The sequence below is a fragment of the Pseudoalteromonas sp. A41-2 genome (assembly GCF_015767615.1).
Taxonomy (GTDB): Bacteria; Pseudomonadota; Gammaproteobacteria; order Enterobacterales; family Alteromonadaceae; genus Pseudoalteromonas; species Pseudoalteromonas lipolytica.
Map to the genome: position 1 here is coordinate 1,135,206 of NZ_CP065231.1, position 22,948 is coordinate 1,158,153.

The following is a 22,948-nucleotide window of genomic DNA, read 5'->3' on the forward strand; positions in this document are numbered from 1 at the left end:
TTTTTATAAATATGTTGAACTTTCCCTTACATATCCCCATATACTTGAGTAATCTTTAAAATAAATGAAGTGCGAAGAGAATATAATGACGCTTGAGAGAACAGATCGAGTTGAAATCCCCGTGTTGGCACTGCGCGATGTAGTGGTATACCCGCACATGGTGATCCCGCTATTTGTTGGTCGTGAAAAATCAATAAAATGCTTAGAAGCGGCGATGGACAAAGACAAACAAATTTTCCTAGTGGCGCAAAAAGACGCCTCTGTTGATGATCCGCAACAAGATGATATCTACCGTGTTGGTACCATAGCCACAGTACTTCAGTTATTAAAGCTACCTGATGGCACCGTTAAAGTGCTTGTAGAAGGCACGCAGCGTGCGAGCGTCGAAACGTTTTTAGATAACGATGATTTCTTCGTTGCTGAGGCGCAGTTCATTGAATCAAGCCACATTGATGAGCAAGAGCAAGATATCTTTATTCGTAGCGCTATTAGCCAATTTGAAGGCTATGTGAAACTCAATAAGAAAATCCCACCTGAAGTACTTACTTCTGTGTCGGGAATCGATGAGGCTGCACGTTTAGCTGATACGATGGCAGCGCATATGCCACTTAAAGTGCCAGAAAAACAAAAAGTACTTGAGATTTCTAATGTAACAGAACGTCTTGAGTACTTAATGGCCTTGATGGAAGGTGAGATAGACTTACTGCAAGTTGAGAAGAAAATTCGTACCCGCGTTAAAAAGCAGATGGAAAAATCGCAGCGTGAGTACTACCTCAACGAGCAAATGAAAGCGATTCAAAAAGAGCTTGGCGAGCTGGATGATGTACCAGATGAATTCGAAGCAATTAAAAAGCGTATCGAAGAATCGGGCATGCCAAAAGAAGCGCAAGAGAAAGCAAGTGCTGAACTTGCGAAGCTGAAAATGATGTCGCCTATGTCGGCAGAAGCCACCGTGGTTCGTTCATATATTGATACGCTTATCAATGTGCCATGGAAAAAACGCTCTAAAGTGAAAAAAGACTTAGCGGGTGCGCAAAAAATTCTTGATACCGACCATTACGGTTTAGACAAAGTTAAAGAACGTATTATTGAGTATCTTGCAGTCCAACAGCGTACTAATAAGTTAAAAGGCCCAATTTTGTGCCTAGTGGGTCCACCGGGTGTGGGTAAAACATCACTAGGGCAGTCTATTGCGCGCTCTACGGGTCGTAAATATGTTCGTATGGCTTTAGGTGGCGTACGTGATGAAGCTGAAATACGTGGTCATCGTCGTACTTACATTGGTTCAATGCCAGGTAAGTTGATTCAGAACATGACCAAAGTTGGGGTTAAAAACCCACTGTTCTTATTAGACGAAATCGACAAGATGTCTTCTGATATGCGTGGTGACCCGGCCTCAGCATTGCTTGAGGTATTAGACCCAGAACAAAACAGCCATTTTGCTGATCACTATTTAGAAGTCGATTACGATTTATCTGATGTAATGTTTGTTGCTACATCAAATAGCTTTAATATTCCGGGTCCATTATTAGACCGTATGGAAGTAATTCGTTTATCGGGCTACACCGAAGATGAGAAGCTAAATATTGCCAAGCAGCATTTAATTCCAAAGCAAGTTAAGCGTAATGGTCTTAAAGAAAGTGAAGTTGAGATTGAAGATAGCGCCATCATTGGCATTATTCGTTACTACACCCGCGAAGCTGGTGTGCGTAATCTTGAACGTGAAGTGTCTAAGCTGTGTCGTAAAGCAGTGAAAAATATTTTGCTTAATAAAGACATTAAGAAAGTCACCATTGACGAAGACAACCTAGAAGAATTCCTAGGTGTGCAGCGCTTTGATTACGGTAAAGCAGAAGATGGCGATCGTATAGGCCAAGTAACGGGTTTAGCGTGGACTGAAGTAGGCGGTGACTTATTAACGATTGAGTCAGCCGCAGTGCCTGGTAAAGGTAAACTAACGTACACGGGATCGCTGGGCGATGTGATGCAAGAGTCAATTCAAGCAGCAATGACTGTGGTGCGTAATCGCGCGGATAAATTGCGTATCAATAGTGACTTTTATGAAAAACGTGACATACATGTCCACGTGCCTGAAGGTGCAACACCCAAAGATGGCCCAAGTGCGGGTATTGCCATGGTGACAGGTTTAGTATCGAGCTTAACGGGTAACCCGGTACGTTCTGATGTTGCCATGACGGGTGAAATCACTTTGCGTGGTGAAGTACTTCCAATTGGTGGTTTAAAAGAGAAACTTTTAGCTGCCCACCGTGGCGGTATTAAAACCGTTATTATTCCAAAAATTAACGAACGTGACTTAAAAGAAATCCCTGATAACGTTTTAGAGGGTCTTGAAATTCACCCAGTTACATGGATTGATGACGTTTTAAAGATAGCTTTGAAGCACCCAGTAGAGAGTTTTTCAGTCGAAACTGAAAAAAACCAGTAAAAAACAGCAAAAAAGTGCTTTTAGGGGCTTTTCAAATACAAAGGGTATGATAAGTTAAGCACTAGTTTTCAAGCCTAGGCCTTATGTGGCCTAGGGTTGAGAAAAATATAATAACCTGAGCATAAACTTAACTTGCTCATAAATTTTCAAAACAGTGATGTTAATTAAAAAAACAATCGCTCTTGATAATAACAATGAAAGAGGATGATATTGTGAATAAATCTCAATTAATCGATCAAATCGCAGCTGATGCTGACATTTCTAAAGCGGCTGCTGGTCGTGCACTAGATTCATTCATCGAGGCTGTTTCAGGCGCTCTTAAAGATGGCGATTCAGTGGCGCTAGTTGGCTTTGGTACTTTCTCAGTACGTGAGCGTGCAGCGCGTTCAGGTCGTAACCCACAAACTGGTGAAGCTATCCAGATTGCAGCAGCAAACATTCCTTCTTTCAAAGCAGGTAAAGCGCTGAAAGATGCAGTAAACTAATCAACAAAAGATTAGTAAGGTGAGAGATACCTAATCACACTTAAATTGAATTAGGTAACTTAGCACCAGTTACTTCAAGTGAAAAAGCGTATCTGGTAAGATACGCTTTTTTTACATGAGCAGGGTTAATTTGTACCTGATCAGAATAGAGATAGATAAATGCTTGAGAAAATCAGAGAAGGTTCGCAGGGACCTGCAGCCAAAATTATTTTAGGCGCGGTGATTTTATCTTTTGCTTTAGCTGGGATCGGTGGTTATTTAGGACAAACCACAGAGCAACCCGTTGCAGAAGTAAATGGAGTTAAAATTAGCCAAACCGAATTCAGCCGTGCTTATCAAAATGAGCGTAATCGTTTAGAGCAACAATTTGGTGAATATTTTGCGCAAATCGCAGCCGATCCAAATTACATGGCACAAATCCGCCAAGGCGTAATTGACCGTTTAGTACAACAAGAATTGCAAACTCAACTAGCGGCAGAATTAGGTCTTCGTGTTAGTGACGAAAGTGTTCGTAAAGCTATTTTAGAAATGCCTTACTTCCAAGTGGGTGGCCAGTTTAATAACGACCGCTATCTACAAGTACTTCGTCAAATGAACTTTCAACCAGATACTTTTAGAGAGTATCTACGTGAAGATATGACGCGTAGCCAACTTGTGGGTGCTGTTGCAGGAACTGATTTCGTATTAGAAAACGAATTAAACAACAGTGTTGCACTTCAACAACAAACGCGCAGTATCGATTACCTTGTTGTTACTAAAGAGTCGTTACAAGAAGGCGTTGAAGTAAGCGAACAAGAAATTGCTGATTACTATGACCTAAATCAACCGCAGTTTTTAGCACCTGAGCAAGTATCAGTGAGCTACATTGATTTAAATGCGGCGAATCTGAGCCTAGATTCAAGCGTGTCAGAAGAAGATGTAAAAGCGTATTACGATCAAAATAGCGCGCAATATATTGAGCCAGAAAAACGCCGTGTTTCACATATCTTAATTGATAATAGTGAAGACGATGATGCTGCAAAAGCGAAAGCAGAAGAGTTACTTGCACAACTTAAAAATGGTGCAGACTTTGCGCAGCTTGCTGAGTCGTCATCAGACGATGTCGTGAGTGCTGAGATGGGCGGTGATCTTGATTGGATAGAACGCGACATGATGGACCCTGCGTTTGAAGAGGCAACATATGCACTTGCAAACAAAGGTGACATTTCTGATGTTGTAGAATCTGAGTTTGGTTATCACATCATCAAACTGACAGATATTCAAACACAGCAAGTAAAACCTTATGCTGACGTAAAAGGCGAGCTACGTGCTGAGCTGGAGCGTTCTAAGAAAGTGAATGCTTTCTATGAGAAGCAAACAGAAATGGGTGAATTAGCGTTTGAAATCTCTGACACATTAAACGATGCAGCAGAAGCGGCAGGTGTTGAAGTTCAAAAAACAGAGCTAGTAACGCGTAACGCATTACCAGAACCACTTAATAACCCACAAGTTATTGCAGCAATTTTCTCACCAGAAGTGTTAGAAGATCGCATGAACTCAGAAGTGATTGAAGTGGGTGATGAGCATGCTGTTGTTGTTCGAGTGAATGATCACAAACCAGCAACGACGAAGCCACTTGCAGATGTTTCAGAGCAAATCAAAGCGACGTTAGTTGCGCAGAAAGCATCTGAACTTGCTAAAGATAAAGCACGCACTCTGTATGCAGATATTGAAGCAGGTAAAAGCTTAAGCGATATTGCGGCAGCTGAAGGCTTAGAAGTTCGCCAAGAAGCGGCGTTAGCACGTCAAGCGTACACCGTTTCACCCGCTATTGTTCAACAGGCATTTAGAATGGCACACCCACAAGGTGCACCCGTGACAGATGTTGTTGATTTAAATAATGGTGACTCTGCGATTGTTGCGCTTAAAGCGGTGAATGAAGCTCAAAGCAGTGATATTAATGAGCAACAAAAACAAAACATCACAATGGCGCAAGTAAATAAAAACTATATGGTATTTATTGCTGCACTCAAAGCGCAAGCTGATGTAAAAGTACCTAAAGCTGCTCAACCTACAGAGTAAGCTATTAGTTAGCTAAATGAAGAGGCGCCTTATGGCGCCTTTTTTGTCGTTTAAAAATACCAATGGTTTACATGTCAGCGCAGGCAAAGTTCATCAATTAAGTAATTAAGGCTCTGAAGCGCTTCATTTTATTGTCACTTCAACACCCCCCAGTCACGGTGATAGAGTCGAAGTGTCGCTCAGATGAGGCTTGTGCTGTTACTTAGCCTTGATGGGCCAAGATTGCGCGCTTTCTTTATACCAAAGTGCATTAGCGAATGCTGCATTCATGGCTAAAGCCATTCCTACCTCGATATGAAGTCGTGCAGAGTGTAGGAGGCGTTTTAACGCTGAATAGCAACTTCTACGTGGCTCACGCCATTCCTACCTCGATTTGGAATCGTGCCGAGTGTAGGAGGTTTTTAACGCCGAATAGCAACTTCTTCATGGCTCACGCCATTCCTACCTCGATTTGAAATCGTGCCAAGTGTAGGAGGCGTTTTAACGCCGAATAGCAACTTCTTCGTGACTAAAACCATTCTGGCCGCGATTTGAAATCGTGCCGAGTGTAGAAGGCGTTTTAACGCCGAATAGCAACTTATTCATGGCTAAAGCCATTCCTACCTAGATTTGAAATCGTGCAGAGTGTAGGAGGCGTTTTAACGCCGAATAGCAACTTCTTCATGGCTAAAGCCATTCCTACCTCGATTTGAAATCGTGCAGAGTGTAGGAGGCGTTTTAACGCTGAATAGCAACTTCTTCATGGCTAAAGCCATTCTGACCTCGATTTGAAATCGTGCCGAGTGTAGGAGGCGTTTTAACGCCGAATAGCAACTTCTTCATGGCTCACGCCATTCCTACCTCGATATGAAATCGTGCCGAGTGTAGGAGGCGTTTTAACGCCAAATTAAGCGTAAAGCGTTAAGGTAAATCAACAACTCAGCAATTTCTGTGTTACGGGTGATTGCGGGTTTTGGAAAATCGTTTCAGTTTGGCCGTATTCGACAATCTCGCCGTGATCAAGCACCACAAGTTGATCGCTAATATGGCGCACTAAACTTAAATGGTGAGTGATCAGGACATAGCTAAGGCCCGTTTCTTTTTGTAAACGTAGTAATAAGTTTACCGTTTGAGCACGCACAGAGGGGTCTAGCGACGATAAAGCCTCATCAAGCACCACAACCTTAGGATCTAGAATTAAAGCGCGTGCAAGCGCTATACGTTGCAATTGACCACTACTGAACATATGCGGGTAATAATGACGATGGTCTAACAAGAGCCCGACTTTTGCTAACGTTTGTTTAATTTTCTCTTCGCGAGCGGCTTTGTCTAGATCAGTATTATATTGTAAGCAGTCGTTTAGCATGTCACCAATAGTGAGGCCGGGGTTGAGTGAGGCTTCAGAATCTTGGAATATAAGGCGAATATGACGACAGTCATTATCGCGAAGCCCATCATTTTCAATGATATTACCATCGAGTAAAATTTGCCCTTTATCTGCGTTGTCTGCACCTGCTAATAGTTTTGCAAGGGTGCTTTTACCTGAGCCTGTTTCACCAATAATGGCGATAGTTTCTCCTTGGCCTAAACAAAATGAAATGTCTTTCAGCACCGTAAAACGCTTGCGTGAAAAGAGTCCTGCACGCAAATTAAAACTTTTCGATAGGGCTTGCACTTTTAGCAGAGGTTGCATTATTTCATCGCCTTAATTAATGGGAAGTGACACGCATAACTATGACCATGATGTTTCGTCAATTTAGGCGTTACCACACACGCTTTTTGTGCTTGTGGGCAACGGGGGCCAAGTCGGCAACCTATCGGCAAATGTTGCAAGGTTGGAATCGTGCCTTTGAGCGCATAAAAGGGCTCTTTATGTGCCAAACCTTGCTCGTAGTCAGGTAAGCTCTTTAATAATGCTTGTGTATAAGGGTGGTGTGGCTGACTAAATATGCGGCTTGTAGGGCCTGCTTCAACCATTTGTCCGCAGTATAAAACATGCATCCCATGCGACCAGTCTATGATCTCTTCAAGCTCATGAGAGATCATTAAAATTGACATGTTTTTTAACAGGTTCAAACTTTTTAATAATCTAAAAACTTGTGCACGAGTCGTGCTCTCAAGGGCTGTGGTTGGTTCATCGGCGATAAGTAATTTAGGAGTACGAGCAATCGCCATCGCTATCATCACTTTTTGGCAGATACCTTCTGAAAGCTCATGAGGATAGCTGTCGAGCACTTTTTTGTGATCTTTAATTCCCACTTTATGAATAAGTGCTTTTACGCGGTCTTTACGTTGGCGATTTCGTTTTAAGAAAAAGCCACTGGTTGCTTCAACGGGTAAGGTTTCGGCAATTTGATCAAATATTTTTGCTGTGGGGTCCAAACAGCGGCTTGGATCTTGGTAAATCATAGCAATATCTTGACCAACTAATTTACGGCGTTGCTCATTGGATAGACGCATTAAGTCAACACCGCGCCAGTGCATTCTGTCAGCAGTGATATGCCAGCGCTTATTCAACACCCCAACAATGGCTTTCGCAATTAAGCTTTTGCCAGAGCCTGACTCACCAACCAGCGCATGAACCTCACCTTCTTTAAGGGTTAGGCTCACTTTATCAACCGCACGAATTACCGTATCAGAGGTGCGTAACTCTATCGTGAGATTGCGAATATCGAGTAATTGCATAACTAGTCGGCCTTACGTTCTTTGAGCACTTGGCGTAAACCATCACCCACCAAATTGGTAGACAGCACAGCTAAAAATAATAATACGCCGGGTAAACCCACAGTCCAAGGGGCAAGGTAAATTAAACCAAGGTTTTCGGCCAAAATCGCCCCCCATTCAGTGGTTGGCGGCTGTGCACCGAGCTTTAAAAAGCCCAGTGCTGAGATATCTAATATTGCTGTAGAAAGTGCCATTGTGAATATAACCACAATATGTTCGTAGATATTCGGGAAAATTCCTCGGGCTAATATGTGCCAGTTAGACGCACCATCTAGTTTAAAGGCGGTGATATAATCTTTATTGAGCTCTTCAACAATCAGGTTTCGAACAGAGTGAATAAACTGTGGCAGTAGAGCAAGGATAATTGCCCACACGGTGTTCATTAAGCCAGGACCAAGAATCGCGATAATAATTATGGCTAAAAGTAACGAGGGAATCGACAAGGTAATGTCGAGTAAGTGATTTAAAAAGCTTGAACGAATACCACGACTAATGCCCGCAAAAGTGCCTACCAAAACCCCAATAACCGTGGTGATAAGGGCTGCTACAACAGATAAGCCAAATGTGTAAGTTGCGCCATTCATTAATCGCGACAACACATCGCGACCTAAATCATCGGTGCCTAATAGAAACCGAACATCACCGGCATCATGCCATGACGGCGGCAATAATAACGCATCGCTGTGCTGCTGGTTTACGCCATAAGGGGCAAGTAAAGGGGCTGATGCAGCCAGTAAAGCAAAGGCAATAAATAACCATAAGCCAACAAGTGCAGGATGGTTGGTTTTAAATTTACGCCAAAATCGCGCTAACGGCGATTTATTCGACTCTTCAGAGAATAAATTAAACTTTGCCATGAGCTTGGTTCCGCGAGAGTGGGTCGAATAGAGTGTAAGTGAGCTCTGCGACAATCGTTGCTAAAATTACGAACATAGACACAGCCAATAAGCCGCCTTGAATAGCGGGGTAATCGCGTTGATAAATACTGTCAATTAACCATCGGCCTATGCCAGGCCATGAGAAAATGACCTCGGTGATCATCGCAAGGGTGATCAGCGTACTAAATTGTAAGCCGATTTGCTTTATCACAGGCAATAACGCATTTCTAAGGGCATGATGAATAATGAGCTGGGCGCGGTTTAACCCTTTAGCGCGTGCTGTTTTAATGTAACTTTGATCAAGCACTTTGAGCATTGAATCGCGCGTAAAGCGCACCAATACAGTTGTTGGGTACATAGCTAAAACGATAGTTGGCAATGTTAGGTGGTGCAATGCATCCACAAAAGCCATGCCATGATACGGAAAGTCTCCCGCAATGATATCTATCAAAATGAACCCTGTGACAGGTTCAATTTCGTAAAGTAGCCCCATACGGCCCGACATCGGAAACCAGCCTAACTGCAGTGAAAACACCATTATTAACAGCAGTGCTAACCAGAATACGGGCATTGAATAGCCAATGAGTGTGCCTGAGTTAATGAATTTATCGGGCCAACGTCTGTAATAAGCTGCGGCTAAAATACCGCTTGGCACGCCGACGACCACTGACACGATAAGCGCATAGGTACTCAGCTCGAGTGTGGCAGGAAATAGGTCAACAATATGCTGAAATACACTTTCACCAGAGGCGAACGATACCCCCCAATCTCCTTGGACAATGCGCTCTAAAAACGCGAAGTATTGCACGGCATAATTTTCAGTAAAGTGGAACTTTTCTTCAAGCACGCTGGTTTGCGAAAAAGTGCTGTTAGTAATACCACTTAAATTGGTTAAGGCATCACCGGGGAATAAATAGCTTAACGAAAAAGTAAAAATACTTAATGTCAGCATCATAAACATTAACAGCGCTAAGCGACGAAGAATATAATCAAGTATCATTATTCTTTCCTCGCGTTAGCCAGTGAAATACCGCCAAACGGGCTTAAACTTATCCCTTTCACATCGCTGCTAGATGCTTGAAAACGCATGCCGTGGGCAATTGGCAGGATCGGCAACTCTTGTACAATAATGCGCTGAGCTTGATTGTAAAATTGCTTCCGTTTTTCTAAATCGGTGGTGTCGAGCGCTTGAGTGAGTAATAAATCAAATTCAGGGTTACACCAGTTTGCCGGATTTTTACCACTAAAAGTTGCTGTGCAACTTAGCAATGGGCTCATAAAGTTGTCGGGATCGGGCGTATCGGCTGCCCAGCCGAGTAACACGCTATCGTGGCGGTGTTCACCAACGCGTTGTAAAAAGGTATTCCATTCGTATTCCACAATACTCACGTTAACCCCGATTTTGCGCAGATCACTTTGCATCAGCTCCGCCATTTTACGGGCATTCGGGTTGTAAATTCGGCTGACTGGCATGGCCCAGATATTCATATCAAAGCCATTTTTATAGCCGGCCTCTGCAAGCAGTGTTTTCGCAAGTTCAGGATTGAATTCAGGCATCGCTTTTTGTGCTTCAAAAGCCCAAGAGGCAGGGGGCAGTAACGATTGCGCTTTAATACCATTACCGTAGTAAACTGCTTGCATGATTTTGTCGACATCAATCGCGCTGGCCAGTGCTTGGCGCACACGAATATCATCAAACGGTGGACGCTCAGTATTAAATGCCCAATAACCAATATTAAGGTTTTGCTCTTTTTGAACGTTAATATCGTCTCGTTCAGCTAAAATACTTAATTGTGCGCTGCTAGGGTGAGCGGTTACATCGCATTCTTTGGTCAGCATTTTGGCGACACGGGTGGTGCCATTTGGCGTTATGTCGTAAACCAATTGCTCAAGCACCACAGGGTGTTTCCAATAATCAGGATTACGGTAATAGCGAATTAAGCGATCGCGACGGTATTCTCTGTACACATAAGGGCCCGTGCCAACGGGGTACTGGTCAAAGAGGTTTTCTTGCTTTCGCTCTTTTAATTGCATGGCGTATTCTTTTGATAGCACCACGGCAAAATCAGTTGCAAGATTCGCTAAAAAGCTGCTTTCAGCATTATAAAGTTCAAAGCGCACCTGGTAGTCAGAAACACGCACAATGCGGCGAATTAATTGATCAATACCGACACTTTGAAAATACGGGTAATTGGCATCACCCACAAAATGATAGGGATTGTATACATCAAATAAGCGGCTAAAGGTAAAAATGACGTCATCGGCATTAAAATCACGGCTCGGTGTAAAGTACTTGGTAGTATGAAACTTCACCCCTTTTCGTAAAGTAAAAGTGATGGACTTGCCGTCTGGACTGATTTTCCAATCGGTGGCAAGTTCCGCCTGAAATTCAGCAGACACAGGGTCGATACTCAATAGGCGGTCATAAAGCTGATTAGCAATAATATCAATGGTTGAGCCCGTGGTCGTTACTTGTGGATTAAACGACACCGGGTTAGCCTCAGCGCAATACACTAAGCCCTGATTTTTTTGTTCAGTGGTTTTTTCTTCGCTATCTAGGCAGCCTACTAAGCATACCAAAGACAAAGCAAGTAACGGTTTATACACCTGATTAGCCTCTAACTATTGCTGCTGGTCTAATAAATTGTATTTTTTCAAATAGCCACGTAATTGATGATACGTTAATTCGAGCTGTTCTGCAGTTTTCTTTTGATTAAATTGACTGTGTTCCAATGCTTTTTTTATGACATCAATTTCAAAGTCATTGGAAAGTTGTTTCAAGTTACAAGGAAACTGAATTTCAGGTTTGCTTAGTGATACTGACTCTTGCGCCTGTGAAGGGGGTGTAACCGCATGTTCTATATGTGCAATTGGTGCACTGTTACTACTGCCTTTAATACGTTGCTTAGGTCTGAATTTGCTGGCAAATGGATCTAAAATAATCTGGTGAACGGGAATATGTTCATTGCCGTGACGATACAAACTTCGTTCAACAACATTTTTTAACTCACGAATATTACCCGGCCAGTCGTATGACTGCAGTGTTTCGGTAGCGCTGCGAGTAAAGCCACTAAAGAGCTCCCACTCAAGATCACGCGCCATATTAATCGCAAACTGTTCTGCAAGTAACATAATATCTTCTTGGCGTTCACGAAGCGGGGGCAGGGTAATAACATCAAAAGCGAGACGATCAAGTAGGTCGCTTCTAAACTCACCTTGCTCTGCAAGACTTGGTAGGTCTTCATTTGTTGCGCACACAAGGCGAGTATCTACTTTAACGGTTTGCTTACCGCCGACACGCTCAAACTCACCATATTCAATAACGCGTAACAGTTTTTCTTGCACCATCGCTGAGGTGTTGGCTAATTCATCTAAAAACAGCGTGCCACTGTTGGCGCGTTCAAAGCGACCTTCATGGCGTTTACTTGCTCCGGTAAAAGCCCCGCTTTCATGGCCAAATAATTCACTTTCGAGTAGGTTCTCGTTAAGCGCAGCACAGTTGAGCTTGATATAGTTCTGTTCCCAGCGTTTCGATAAAAAATGTAAACGCGCTGCAATCAGTTCTTTACCTGTACCGCGTTCACCAATAATAAGCACTGGTTTATCTAAACTAGCCAGCTGTGATACTTGATCCAGCACGCTTAAAAAGCTGTCAGATTGGCCGAGTAAATTATCCTGTTGGCGAAATTGGCTCATATTCCCTAACTCTTAGTCATTTTTACTAAGATCTAGTGTATTTCATTATCTGAGAGAACTAAAGAAATTTATAAATTTAGTTTAACTGTTTGAATATATTAAGTTATTCTAGCTTTATAAAAGTTGGCAAGCATATTGATACTAGATATACCAACTGATTAAGTTAAAACACCAAAGAGGTAAATGTTATGGGAATTTTTTCACGTTTTGCAGACATCGTTAATTCTAATATCAATGCCATCTTAGATAAAGCAGAAGACCCAGAAAAAATGGTTCGTCTGATCATCCAAGAGATGGAAGATACATTAGTAGAAGTACGCTCTACGTCAGCAAAAACACTTGCTGAGAAAAAAGAATTAGTACGTCGCGTTGATACATTAAAAGTACAGGTTGCTGATTGGCAAGAAAAAGCGGAGTTAGCACTAAGCAAAGACCGTGATGACTTAGCGCGTGCAGCACTGATTGAAAAGCAAAAGTCTGCGGATGCTGTGGCTGCCGTTGAGTCTGAGCTTGAGCATGTTGAATCTCATATTGCAAAGCTTCAGCAAGAAGTAAGCACGTTACAAGAGAAGCTGGCTGATGCTAAATCACGTCAAAAAGCGATTATTTTACGTCAACGTTCAGCTGAGTCACGTTTAGAAGTGAAAAAAGCGCTTGATAGCTCAAAAGTGGAAGATGCGCTAAACCGCTTCGAACGTTACGAAAACAAGATCGATGGTCTAGAATCTCAAATAGAGTCTTATGATCTTGGTAAAAAATCATTAGCTGACGAAATTGCGGGTCTACAGCAAGACGAAAAGATTGATGATGAGCTTGCTGAGCTTAAGAAAAAACTGGCAGATAAAAAATAAAAAATGGGGGCAAGTCCCCCAATGCTTAAACACATAACGGATTGACAGGAGAGAATCATGTTCGACGCAGAAGTTTTGATGGCACCCATTATTGTATTTATGGTGGTTGTTGCCCCACTTTGGCTTATTTTACACTACCGTAGTAAAAAGCAAGTGAGTCAAGGTTTAAGTGAACACGAACATCGCCAGCTGTTAGAGCTTGCACAAAAAGCAGACAAAATGGCAGAGCGAGTTGAAACATTAGAAGCCTTACTTGATCAAGAGGCTCCACAGTGGAGACGTAAAGTATGAGTACCAAACGCGAATTATTCAGAGACGCAGAGCGCGGTAAAATAGCCGGTGTGTGCGCAGGTATCAGCGACTACTTTAATATGGAGCTTTGGCTCGTACGCATTCTTGTCGTCACCGCAGTGTTGTTATCGGGTGGGCCATTTATTGTTGTTGCTTACATTGCTGCGTGGTTTATTTTAGATAAGAAACCATCAGAGAAAACAATGAAAACTGGCGACAGTATTCACCAAGACCCGCTTGAAGTGAAATTTAAAGTATGGCAAAAAGGGGAACCACCTCGCCGTGCACTGCAAGATTTAAAAGAGCGTCTTGCGCGAGTTGATGGTCGTTTACAAGAGATGGAACGCTATGTCACCTCAACTGAATTTACGGTTAGCCGTGAAATTAACAAACTTTAAAGGATTTTAAAGCACCTTGTTTGCAATGTGAAACCAAGCGCAAATAGGGTGCTAGACACTGTATGAGCCAATCATTTGCAAAGAACACCTTTAATAAATTAAAAAACAAAGCCGAAAAAGCGCTGCATCGTGGTTTAGATCAACACGTGAAACTTGCTGTAACAGGATTAAGTGGCAGTGGTAAAACGGCGTTTATAACCGCACTTGTTAAGCATTTAACCAGTCAAGCTGATGATAAAAACCTACCATTTTTTAATGTAATGCGTGAAAAACGCCATATTGCAACCAAAGTGGTGCCTCAGCAAGCTCTCACCATTCCAACGTTTGAATATAATCAGGCTTTGTCATCATTATTGCCCTTGGAAGGTGAACCGGCATGGCCGGCATCAACTGAGCGTATCAACACACTGCGACTGGCAATCAAGTATCAAAGTAATGCCGGGCTTCGTGGTCATTTTGCACCGCAATCCACTTTGTATTTAGACATCATTGATTACCCAGGTGAATGGTTACTCGACTTGCCAATGCTTGAGCAGTCATTTGCTGATTGGTGTGAGTTACAATATTCATTGCTTATGCAAACGGCGCGCAATGAAAAAGCTCAGCCATTTTTATCTGCACTTGCAGAGCTCGATTTATCGTCCAGTGTTGATGAAAGTTTACTTGCTGAGGTGGCAGCACTGTACCAGCAGTTACTCGTCAGTTTAAAGCAAGATACCAAACTTGCCATGTTACAACCCGGGCGTATGTTGATGCCGGGTGAACTTAAAGGTGCCCCCTTACTGCAGTTTTTCCCGGTCGCAAACGTACCAGAGGAAATCGCTGAAGGGTCAAATTTAGCGCACCTTAAAAAGCGCTATAAGGCTTACGTAAAAGAAGTTGTGAAGCCATTCTATGAGCAACATTTTCGCCATTTTGACCGACAAATTGTGCTGGTGGATGTCTTGAGTGCATTGAACGAAGGGGCCGAAACGTTACATGAGCAAAGTCGTGTAATAAACCAATTGCTTGCACATTTTAATTACGGTGAAGCCAGTTTCTTTAAACGTTTGTTTAAACCTAACATCGACAAGCTGTTGTTTGCTGCAAATAAATCAGACCATATTAGCGCGCAGTATCATAAAGATTTAGCATTATTGCTTGATTCAATCGTGCATGATCAAAGCAACCATTTAAAGTTTGAAGGCGTACAAATTGAAACCATGGCTATGTCGTCAATTTGTGCGACAGAGCCGCGCCAAGTTGTAGAAAAAGGCCAGCAATTAGCCTGTATTTACGGTAAACCATTGGGCGAGCATGAGTGGGTCACTTATTTACCCCCCCAGCCACCTTCACGACTATTGAATAAACACGAGTGGCCAGCACAAGGCTTTGAGTTTTTGTCGTTTTCGCCATTACCATGCCCTGATAAACGGTTAAAGCATATTCGTTTAGATCATGTCATGCAGTATCTGATAGGAGATAAACTAACATGAGTAAACAGCCGAACGAGGTTGATTTTCAAGCTGGGCGCCGTATTGCGAGCTCTGCAGCAAATGAAGCACCGACTGAGGAGCTTACAGCTGCAAAGGTAATTGAAAATGCAGAGTTTATTGAAAACGATGACGAATTAACTGACGACATAGAACTGGCACCGGTATACAGAAAGTCAAAATGGCAAACATTAAAAAGCCTTTTTGTTGTGAGCTTTTTAGTCTTGGTCTTGCTTGAATTTGGTATGTCGCTGTATGTGACGTTTCAGCAATCGATTATTGTCGGTTCAGTGTATTTAACAGCGGTACTAAGTGGCGTGCTCTTGATTAGCCGTGTTATTTGGCGTGAGTATCGCATGCTGCGTAGCTTAAAGCGCAATCAGCTACATCGTACAGAGGCTGATCGATTACTTAATAGTGAGCAAGTAGGTGAAGCGCTGCCTTGGCTTGAGAAACTCAATAAACATCAAGCACTCATAGGCTTTGATGACTTTAAAACACAAATAGCCAGTCATCATACCGACAAAGAAATCATGACGTTATATGCAGACAGCTTATTAGTCAGCCAAGATCAGCAAGCAAAGAAACTGATTAATCGGTTTGCCACAGAATCGGGCTTATTGGTGGCATTAAGCCCACTTGCACTGGTTGATATGATGGCGGTACTTTGGCGTGGCACTAAATTAATTGAGCAAATTGGTCGTATTTATGGCATTGGTTTTGGTTATGCAAGTCGCATAAAATTGTATCGCTTGTTGATCAAACAAGTGCTTTTTGTGGGCAGTGCTGAACTGGTGTCCGATCTGGCTGCAACGGCACTCAGTGCAGAGCTGTTGGGTAAATTGTCGGGCCGTGCCGCGCAAGGGCTTAGCGCCGGTATTTTTACTGCTCGCATTGGCTATAAAGCCATGGAGTTAAGTAGGCCATTGCCACGTTTAGAGCACAAACGTAGCCTATTAAAAGAAACGGCTAATAGTATTGCGCGAAAAATAGCCTCGCGCAGCAGCGATAAAGACACCGAAAAGACTCAATGACAACATTTGTGTACAGTTAATAAAAACGGTTGAGTGATATTTAGCCATCTGTGCATCCGGCATGCTTGTGGTTAGGCTGTATGTGCGTTTTATTTATGAGTATGAAGTACTGATAATAAAAACGAGAACAGACAATGACTAAGCATCACTTACATACACAATGTATCCATGGTCCAGAAAAGCCAAATGATCCTCACGGCGCACTGAGTGCGCCACTTTATCAAACCTCAACATTTGCGTTCACGAGTGCAGCACAAGGGGCTGCACGTTTTGCTGGTGAAGAGCAGGGGTTTATTTACACTCGCTTAGGTAACCCAACAACGCAAGAGTTAGAGCAAAAAGTTGCACAACTTGAAAATTGTGAAGCGGCTGCAGCAACAGCAACGGGAATGGGCGCAGTATCAGCCTCAGTATTAAGCTTTTTACAGCATGGTGACCATCTTGTGGCATCAAGTGCACTCTATGGTTGTACTTTTGCTTTTTTTGCTCACATGCTGCCTCGCTTCGGTATAGAAGTCAGTTTTGTTGATATGAGCGATGAAGCCGCATTACGTGCTGCTGTTAAACCAAACAGTAAAATGATTTTTGCTGAGACGCCGATAAACCCAACCATGACGGTGCTTGATTTAAGCTTAATTGCAGAAGTCGCGAAGCAACATAAGTTGCTTAGTATTATTGATAATACTTTTTTAACGCCTTTACTTCAGCAACCCACTTCATATGGCATCGATATTGTTATTCACAGTGCGACTAAATATTTGAACGGACATGGCGATGTGGTTGCTGGCATTGTGTGTGGTTCTAATGAGCACATTAATTTAATAAAAATGACCGTGCTTAAAGATATTGGCGCAACGATTAGTCCGCATGATGCCTGGTTAATAAACCGAGGGTTAAAAACGCTTGCAGTACGAATGGAGCGTCATTGTGCGAGTGCCCAAGTGGTTGCTGAGTTTTTAGAGCAGCACCCGTTGGTGAGCAAGGTTTATTATCCTGGCCTTAAATCACATCAAGGTCATAAGTTTATTGGTACACAAATGAAAGCAGCGGGTGGTGTGATCGCGTTCGAAATTAAAGGCACCCTAGAACAAGGTGAAACCTTCATTAATAATACTCAGCTTTGTACGTTAGCAGTGAGTTTAGGTGACGCTGAAACCCTCATTCAGCATCCCGCGTCTATGACTCACTCTCCCTATACACCAGAAGAGCGGGCTGCGGCTGGCATTAGTGATGGATTAATTCGCTTATCAGTCGGTTTAGAGGATGTTAACGACATAATTGACGATCTTAAAACTGCATTTACATCTATTGGATAGGATGTAAATTTAAGTTTACACTAAAATGGTGTTTTATCCCTTATTTAACGGGTTGTGTAAACATTTGGATCTTTTGGTGTAATTTTTTATTTACAGTAGAGGTGTTTCTGCAAACAGTAGAAACACCCAAAACTATTAAAATCTCGCTTACTTTTACATAGTATCGACTTAACAAGTTAAAGTGATTCTTATCGTGCTGATCAAGATTTAACGAAGAAGGTTATTATGGCTAAAGCAAGTAATTACACCTCCAAGCAACCCGATGAAAATGGGGTGATCCATTGGAGCGAAGACGAAAACAAAATATGGTCTGAGCTGGTTGCTCGCCAACTCGCTTGCATTGAAGGCAAAGCCTGCAATGAATACCTTGAGGGTTTAAAAAAAATAAACCTTCCTTCAGATCGTATTCCCCAATTAAGTGAATTAAACGAAGTACTGGAAAAAACCACCGGCTGGCAAGTTGCGCCTGTGCCTGCGTTAATTGATTTTGACGAGTTTTTCCGTTTGTTAGCTAATAAGCAATTCCCCGTGGCTACGTTTATTCGCACACGTGAAGAGTTTGACTACTTACAAGAGCCAGATATTTTCCACGAAATTTTTGGTCACTGTGCAATGTTAACAAACCCTGCATTTGCTGAGTTTACGCATAAATACGGTCAATTAGGGTATGCAGCAGAGAAAAAAGATCGCGTGTATCTGGCACGTTTATATTGGTTTACTGTTGAGTTTGGTTTAATGCAAACAGACCAAGGCTTGCGTATTTATGGTGGCGGTATTTTATCAAGCCCAGGTGAAACGCAGTACGTGTACTCTGATAAACCAGAAATCAATGCAATGAATGTACTGGATGTGCTTCGCACACCGTACCGTATTGATATAATGCAGCCTGTGTACTACACCATTAATTCGATTAATGACTTATTTGATATCTCACAAATGGATATCATGTCATTGGTGAGTAAAGCAAAAGAATTAGGGCTTCATGAGCCAAAGTTTCCACCTAAAGAAAAATTAGCAAGTTAAGGATTTATAATGTCTTCATTAAGCACACAAAAGTGTGAAGCGTGTCGTGCTGATGCGCCGAAAGTATCTGATGCTGAGTTAGCAGAATTAATTAAAATGATCCCTGATTGGGTACCAGAAGTGCGCGACGGCATTATGCAATTAGAGCGTGTGTATAAGTTTAAAAACTTTAAACAAGCACTTGAATTTACAAATAAAGTAGGTGATATGGCTGAAGAAGAAGGCCATCACCCAGGTTTACTTACAGAGTGGGGCAAAGTGACTGTTACGTGGTGGAGCCACTCAATTAAAGGCTTACATAAAAACGATTTTATTTGTGCTGCAAAAACTGACGATGTCTTTGCTGCATTATAAAACGCAATAAGTTCTGCCCAGAAGGCGTGACCCAAGGTCGCGCCTTTTTATTTTTGTTAAAAGGAAAAAGCCTATATAGTGTATTTGCGTTATGAAACAACACGGTAGAAAACAATGAAGAATAAAAGCCTAATCATAGCCTCATTACTTATTTTATTGCCGCTTATCGACAGCCTTTTTGTACCTCCTGTATTTGGCATTCAATGGCATAGCCCAAAAATGATGTATCAAATAGGCGTTGCGTTACTCATTATTAAGCTGTTTATGGTCATAACGGGCATTTATTTATTACTCAAAAATAACAGGTGTGACACAGGCAGAGCAGCGTTAGATACTCAGCCAACTGCTAGACGACATCTTTTATTATTCATTGTCGCAGGGCTTCAACTTGTGGTTATGGTGAGTCTGTGTTTTTGGTACCTTGTTGCAGGGACACAGGCAAAGTATTTTAAGCAGCAACAGCATATTAGTGTATTTACAGCTGACTATGGCGTTTTTACTGATGTTTACCATCATATTTCATATATTTGCTATGACCGTTATGGTTTTTATCGCCAAATCCCGGTTGCTTCATTACCGTGGGCAGGTGAATTTAGTTTTAAAGTTCATCAAGATAGTTTACAGATCTATCAAAAAAGTAATGTCGATGAGCAAACTAAACAGATTTCCTTAGAGGGGTTTAATTGTTTATAAAACTGGAATAATTAGGACGATTTTTACTTACATATCAGATATTTCTTAAATTCCCCCCTATTTCCCCTCATAACATATCATTCTCACTGTTGTTTCCTATACTTAATGAGATTTTTAGTAAGGAAGCCATCACGCATAGGGTACTGCAATTAAACAGAGAGAACATTATGTTTACGAAGTTCAGGTTAAATACACAGCTGTATCTTGCATTTGGCGCAATGATTGTCCTGCTAGGGGTAGTCAGTATAGTTGCCTTGTTAGCCCTTAACTCAGGCTATGATAATTTTGTTGATTATCGCGTAAATGCACGCGATAGCAATATCACGGGACGAGTCCAATCAAACGTATTAACTTTACGCTTAAATGCACTCAAATATTTGAAAGATCAAAAACCTCAAGCCATTTCCGATTTTAACGAGCGTCATAATTTACTCAGTGAATTAATCACTCAGAGCAAAAAACAGTTTACTGATGCCGAGAAAGTAAAAGCAATGACAGCGATAGAAAAAGGAGCAAGTAATTATAAAAATGGTTTTGAAGACATCGTTAAGTTAGTAGAAAAACGCAATGATGTGGTCGAAAATAAGCTCGATGGAAATGGGCAGTTTATGCGTGAGGCCTTAACTGAAATTATGCTGCTGAGTAAAAACAAAGAAAACAGCGCAGCATTATTTTTAAGTGCACAATTGCAAGAGTCGTTATTACTTGGGCGATTGTATGCTGCAAAGTTTTTAGTCAGCAACTCACTGGCCGATTTTGACAGAACAACGAAAGAATTTAAGGGCGTTCAAGCTAAAATTCAGCAATTGTCAGCGGGCCTTTTTGATGCAAAAGAGCAGGCATTATTGTCTGATTTCAAAACCAGAACGAATGACTATATTACAGGGCTTGAGCAAGTAAAGTCCTTGATTACAGAGCGTAATAATATAATTAGCGGGACACTTGATAAAGTAGGCCCGCAAATAGCTGAGGAAATTGAACGTATTAAACTCGCCAGCCAAAACCGCCAAGATGAAATTGGTCCCATGATACAAGCCAGCAGTGAAAATGCGATTACCACCATTTTAGTCTTTGCCATCATAATTATTACTGTGGGCATTTTCTTAAGTATCTTTATCTCGCGTTTAATAAAAGCGCCTATTGGCGGGGAGCCGAGCGAAATAGCGACCATTGTGCAATCGATAGCTGAAGGTGATTTAACATATCGTTTTAGTCAGCATGGAAATGAAACAGGAATTTACTTAGCGATGCGCGAAATGGTGTCAAAGCTTAACGAAATGCTGACTCAGATCAGTGAATCTACCACGCAAGTTTCGCGCACATCACAAGATTTAACAACGATAACGGCGAGTTCTAAAACAGGTGCAGAGCATCAATCTGACCAATTAACACAAACAGCCACTGCAATGCATGAAATGTCAGCAACCATTAATGAGATTACGCAAAGTGCACAAATGGCTGCTGATGCAGCAACAAAAGCCGATAATGAAGTACTGACGGGCACGCAAGTAGTTTCACAAACGCATCACGCAATGGGCGAGTTGGTTGAGACCATGATGAACGTGAGCAAAACGATTGAAAACTTAGAAGCAGAAACTGAGTCAGTGGGCTCCATTTTAGATGTGATAAGAGGTATTGCTGACCAAACTAACTTATTAGCATTAAATGCGGCCATCGAAGCTGCTAGAGCTGGAGAGCAAGGACGCGGTTTTGCAGTGGTTGCAGATGAAGTGCGCTCTTTAGCAAGTCGGACACAACAAAGTACTGAAGAAATTCAAGTGATGATTTCTAATTTACAGAATGAAGCGAAGCGCTCGGTCGATTCGATGAAAATGAATATGCAAAATGTGGAGCAAACCGCAGAGAAAACTGAGCAAACCGGTGAAGTCCTCGAGCAAATTTCACAATCGGTGGGCACAATTAAAGATATGAATGTACAAATTGCCAGTGCGTCTGAAGAGCAAAATGTCGTGAGTATGCAAATAAGTGAAAGTGTTCAACATGTTAACGAAAAAGCACATGAAACGATGGATGGTGCAGAGCGCGCAGCAGCGATTGCTGATGGCTTAGCGCAAACAGCGCTTGAGCTAGACCAAATTGTGAAGCAATTTAAAGTCAGTTAAAAGCCTAGGAGTATAAAGCCAGTGACACTGGCTTTATACTTTACTCATTTTTCATTCGGGCTTTATTTGTACATCAACCTTTTGGCCCGTTTGCAACTGTTCAGCTCCCCTTATTGCCACTTTATCGCCCGCACTAAGAGACGCAGGAGTGAGGGGACTTACCTCAACAAGCTGACCCTTGCCACTGCCAACGATAACGGGAATTTGTGCTGCTGTACTGGCGTTATCAATCTTTACGATATGCGTGCCATTTTTACGTAAAATGAGGGCATCTCGGTTCACTAATAACACATCGCCTTTACTTGTTAATGGAACAGTAACATCGACAAGTTGACCTATCGCCCATACTTGCTCTTGAGATACGTGCAATGCGGCACGTACTTCGACCGTTTGTGAACGCGGGTCTGTGGATGGGATCACTGCTGTAACTTTAGCGGTTGTTGTTTCAGGTGCTGATAAATCGCCTGCTTTGACCGGCAGTGCAATGTCTTTATGTAAAAACTTGAGGTATTTAACAGGGACATATAAACGCACTTCTAAATGAGTGATATCGAGTAAGGTGACTAATTCATCGGCGCGGTTTATTTCACGTCCAGCACGTTTATAGCGCTCGCTGATAACACCTGAAAAGGGGGCGCTGATGGTCGCACGGGATAGTTTATCGTCGATCACCTTTAACTCTACCTCAGCAAGGGCAATATCAGACAAAGCGAGGTCGTGTTTATTTTGCATTCCATCAACTTGGCTTGCCGCTGCACTGCTCGCTTTAGCGAGTTTTTGTAAACGGGCTAACTCTTGCTCGTATAAACGCAGGTTTATTTTTGCACGGTTGAGCATTTCTTGCTGACGGGCTTTTTCAAGTTCCAGTGGTAAAGTGTCCATGCGTACTAGCGTATCACCTTGGTTGACTAAAGTGCCGGGCTCTACCACATAGAGTAAACGTCCACTAATTCCTGCGGTAAGCGTGACATCGTCTTTGCCGTATAAAGTGCCACTTACTTCAATTTCACTGGTTAGCTGTGCTTTACTCACTGTATCGACCGTGACAGGAACGACCGCGAAAGCATGAAAGGCGAAGGCACATAATACCGCGGTTACAATACGTATATTTTTTATCATCGTTT

The 22,948-nt window shown here is 42.2% G+C and carries 20 protein-coding genes; 13 read left to right on the plus strand and 7 right to left on the minus strand.

Translation table 11 applies throughout. From position 1 onward, the window contains the following. The first annotated feature begins 85 nt into the window (after positions 1-85). From lon to ppiD, 3 genes are all read left to right on the plus strand, one after another. Complete coding sequence (lon, locus tag IT970_RS05295; protein ID WP_196857659.1) at positions 86-2,446, plus strand: endopeptidase La; 2,361 nt, start codon at positions 86-88, stop codon at positions 2,444-2,446. A 188-nt stretch (positions 2,447-2,634) separates the two neighbouring features. Further along, positions 2,635-2,931, plus strand: a complete 297-nt coding sequence (locus IT970_RS05300; protein WP_256213542.1) for an HU family DNA-binding protein — start codon at positions 2,635-2,637, stop codon at positions 2,929-2,931. Positions 2,932-3,090: 159 nt separating this feature from the next. Further along, positions 3,091-4,992 carry a peptidylprolyl isomerase gene (gene ppiD / locus IT970_RS05305; protein ID WP_075593898.1) on the plus strand — a complete coding sequence of 634 codons (1,902 nt, stop codon included), beginning with the start codon at positions 3,091-3,093 and terminating at the stop codon, positions 4,990-4,992. 910 nt (positions 4,993-5,902) lie between these two features. Here the strand turns inward: ppiD and IT970_RS05310 are convergent. Genes IT970_RS05310 through pspF form a run of 6 tightly spaced genes read right to left on the minus strand, consistent with a single transcriptional unit; the run spans position 5,903 to position 12,269 of the window. Then, the gene (locus IT970_RS05310) at positions 5,903-6,664 is read right to left on the minus strand and encodes an ATP-binding cassette domain-containing protein (RefSeq protein WP_180311448.1); all 762 of its coding nucleotides are present in this window, start codon (positions 6,662-6,664) and stop codon (positions 5,903-5,905) included. Then, positions 6,664-7,656: a peptide ABC transporter ATP-binding protein gene (locus IT970_RS05315; protein WP_036969815.1), complete on the minus strand. Its 993-nt coding sequence runs from the start codon at positions 7,654-7,656 to the stop codon at positions 6,664-6,666. The genes IT970_RS05310 and IT970_RS05315 overlap by 1 nt, the downstream gene beginning before the upstream one ends. A gap of 2 nt (positions 7,657-7,658) precedes the next feature. Continuing rightward, complete coding sequence (locus IT970_RS05320; RefSeq protein WP_036969812.1) at positions 7,659-8,552, minus strand: ABC transporter permease subunit; 894 nt, start codon at positions 8,550-8,552, stop codon at positions 7,659-7,661. Then, the gene (locus IT970_RS05325) at positions 8,539-9,573 is read right to left on the minus strand and encodes an ABC transporter permease (RefSeq protein ID WP_036969807.1); all 1,035 of its coding nucleotides are present in this window, start codon (positions 9,571-9,573) and stop codon (positions 8,539-8,541) included. Before IT970_RS05325 ends, IT970_RS05320 begins: the two co-directional genes overlap by 14 nt. Then, positions 9,573-11,180: an ABC transporter substrate-binding protein gene (locus IT970_RS05330; RefSeq protein WP_036969802.1), complete on the minus strand. Its 1,608-nt coding sequence runs from the start codon at positions 11,178-11,180 to the stop codon at positions 9,573-9,575. Before IT970_RS05330 ends, IT970_RS05325 begins: the two co-directional genes overlap by 1 nt. 15 nt (positions 11,181-11,195) lie before the next feature. Continuing rightward, positions 11,196-12,269 carry a phage shock protein operon transcriptional activator gene (gene pspF / locus IT970_RS05335; protein WP_036969799.1) on the minus strand — a complete coding sequence of 358 codons (1,074 nt, stop codon included), beginning with the start codon at positions 12,267-12,269 and terminating at the stop codon, positions 11,196-11,198. Positions 12,270-12,457: 188 nt separating this feature from the next. Between pspF and pspA the strand changes: the two genes are divergently transcribed. The 10 genes from pspA to IT970_RS05385 all read left to right on the plus strand — a co-directional run bounded on the left by pspA (position 12,458) and on the right by IT970_RS05385 (position 21,824). After that, positions 12,458-13,120, plus strand: coding sequence for a phage shock protein PspA (gene pspA, locus IT970_RS05340; RefSeq protein ID WP_036969796.1), 663 nt, complete (start codon positions 12,458-12,460; stop codon positions 13,118-13,120). A 57-nt stretch (positions 13,121-13,177) separates the two neighbouring features. Continuing rightward, positions 13,178-13,411 (plus strand): envelope stress response membrane protein PspB, encoded by a 234-nt coding sequence (gene pspB, locus IT970_RS05345; RefSeq protein WP_036969793.1) that lies wholly within the window; start codon positions 13,178-13,180, stop codon positions 13,409-13,411. Then, positions 13,408-13,809 carry an envelope stress response membrane protein PspC gene (gene pspC, locus IT970_RS05350; protein ID WP_036969787.1) on the plus strand — a complete coding sequence of 134 codons (402 nt, stop codon included), beginning with the start codon at positions 13,408-13,410 and terminating at the stop codon, positions 13,807-13,809. Before pspB ends, pspC begins: the two co-directional genes overlap by 4 nt. Positions 13,810-13,871: 62 nt before the next feature. Next, positions 13,872-15,284, plus strand: a complete 1,413-nt coding sequence (locus IT970_RS05355) for a YcjX family protein (protein WP_075594257.1) — start codon at positions 13,872-13,874, stop codon at positions 15,282-15,284. Next, a complete protein-coding gene (locus tag IT970_RS05360) occupies positions 15,281-16,315 on the plus strand; it encodes a YcjF family protein (RefSeq protein ID WP_118844125.1) in 1,035 nt (344 codons plus the stop codon). Before IT970_RS05355 ends, IT970_RS05360 begins: the two co-directional genes overlap by 4 nt. A 134-nt stretch (positions 16,316-16,449) precedes the next feature. Beyond that, on the plus strand, positions 16,450-17,631 hold the full coding sequence (megL, locus tag IT970_RS05365; protein ID WP_118844126.1) for a methionine gamma-lyase: 1,182 nt from the start codon (positions 16,450-16,452) through the stop codon (positions 17,629-17,631). A 225-nt stretch (positions 17,632-17,856) separates the two neighbouring features. After that, positions 17,857-18,654, plus strand: a complete 798-nt coding sequence (phhA, locus tag IT970_RS05370; protein WP_036969774.1) for a phenylalanine 4-monooxygenase — start codon at positions 17,857-17,859, stop codon at positions 18,652-18,654. A 9-nt stretch (positions 18,655-18,663) separates the two neighbouring features. Beyond that, positions 18,664-19,008 (plus strand): 4a-hydroxytetrahydrobiopterin dehydratase, encoded by a 345-nt coding sequence (locus IT970_RS05375; protein ID WP_036969771.1) that lies wholly within the window; start codon positions 18,664-18,666, stop codon positions 19,006-19,008. A 114-nt stretch (positions 19,009-19,122) separates the two neighbouring features. Beyond that, positions 19,123-19,701 (plus strand): hypothetical protein, encoded by a 579-nt coding sequence (locus IT970_RS05380; RefSeq protein WP_075594259.1) that lies wholly within the window; start codon positions 19,123-19,125, stop codon positions 19,699-19,701. 167 nt (positions 19,702-19,868) lie between these two features. Further along, on the plus strand, positions 19,869-21,824 hold the full coding sequence (locus IT970_RS05385) for a methyl-accepting chemotaxis protein (RefSeq protein WP_196857660.1): 1,956 nt from the start codon (positions 19,869-19,871) through the stop codon (positions 21,822-21,824). Positions 21,825-21,875: 51 nt separating this feature from the next. Here the strand turns inward: IT970_RS05385 and IT970_RS05390 are convergent, their stop codons facing one another. Continuing rightward, the gene (locus tag IT970_RS05390) at positions 21,876-22,943 is read right to left on the minus strand and encodes an efflux RND transporter periplasmic adaptor subunit (RefSeq protein WP_118844784.1); all 1,068 of its coding nucleotides are present in this window, start codon (positions 22,941-22,943) and stop codon (positions 21,876-21,878) included. Between the last annotated feature and the right edge of the window lie 5 nt (positions 22,944-22,948).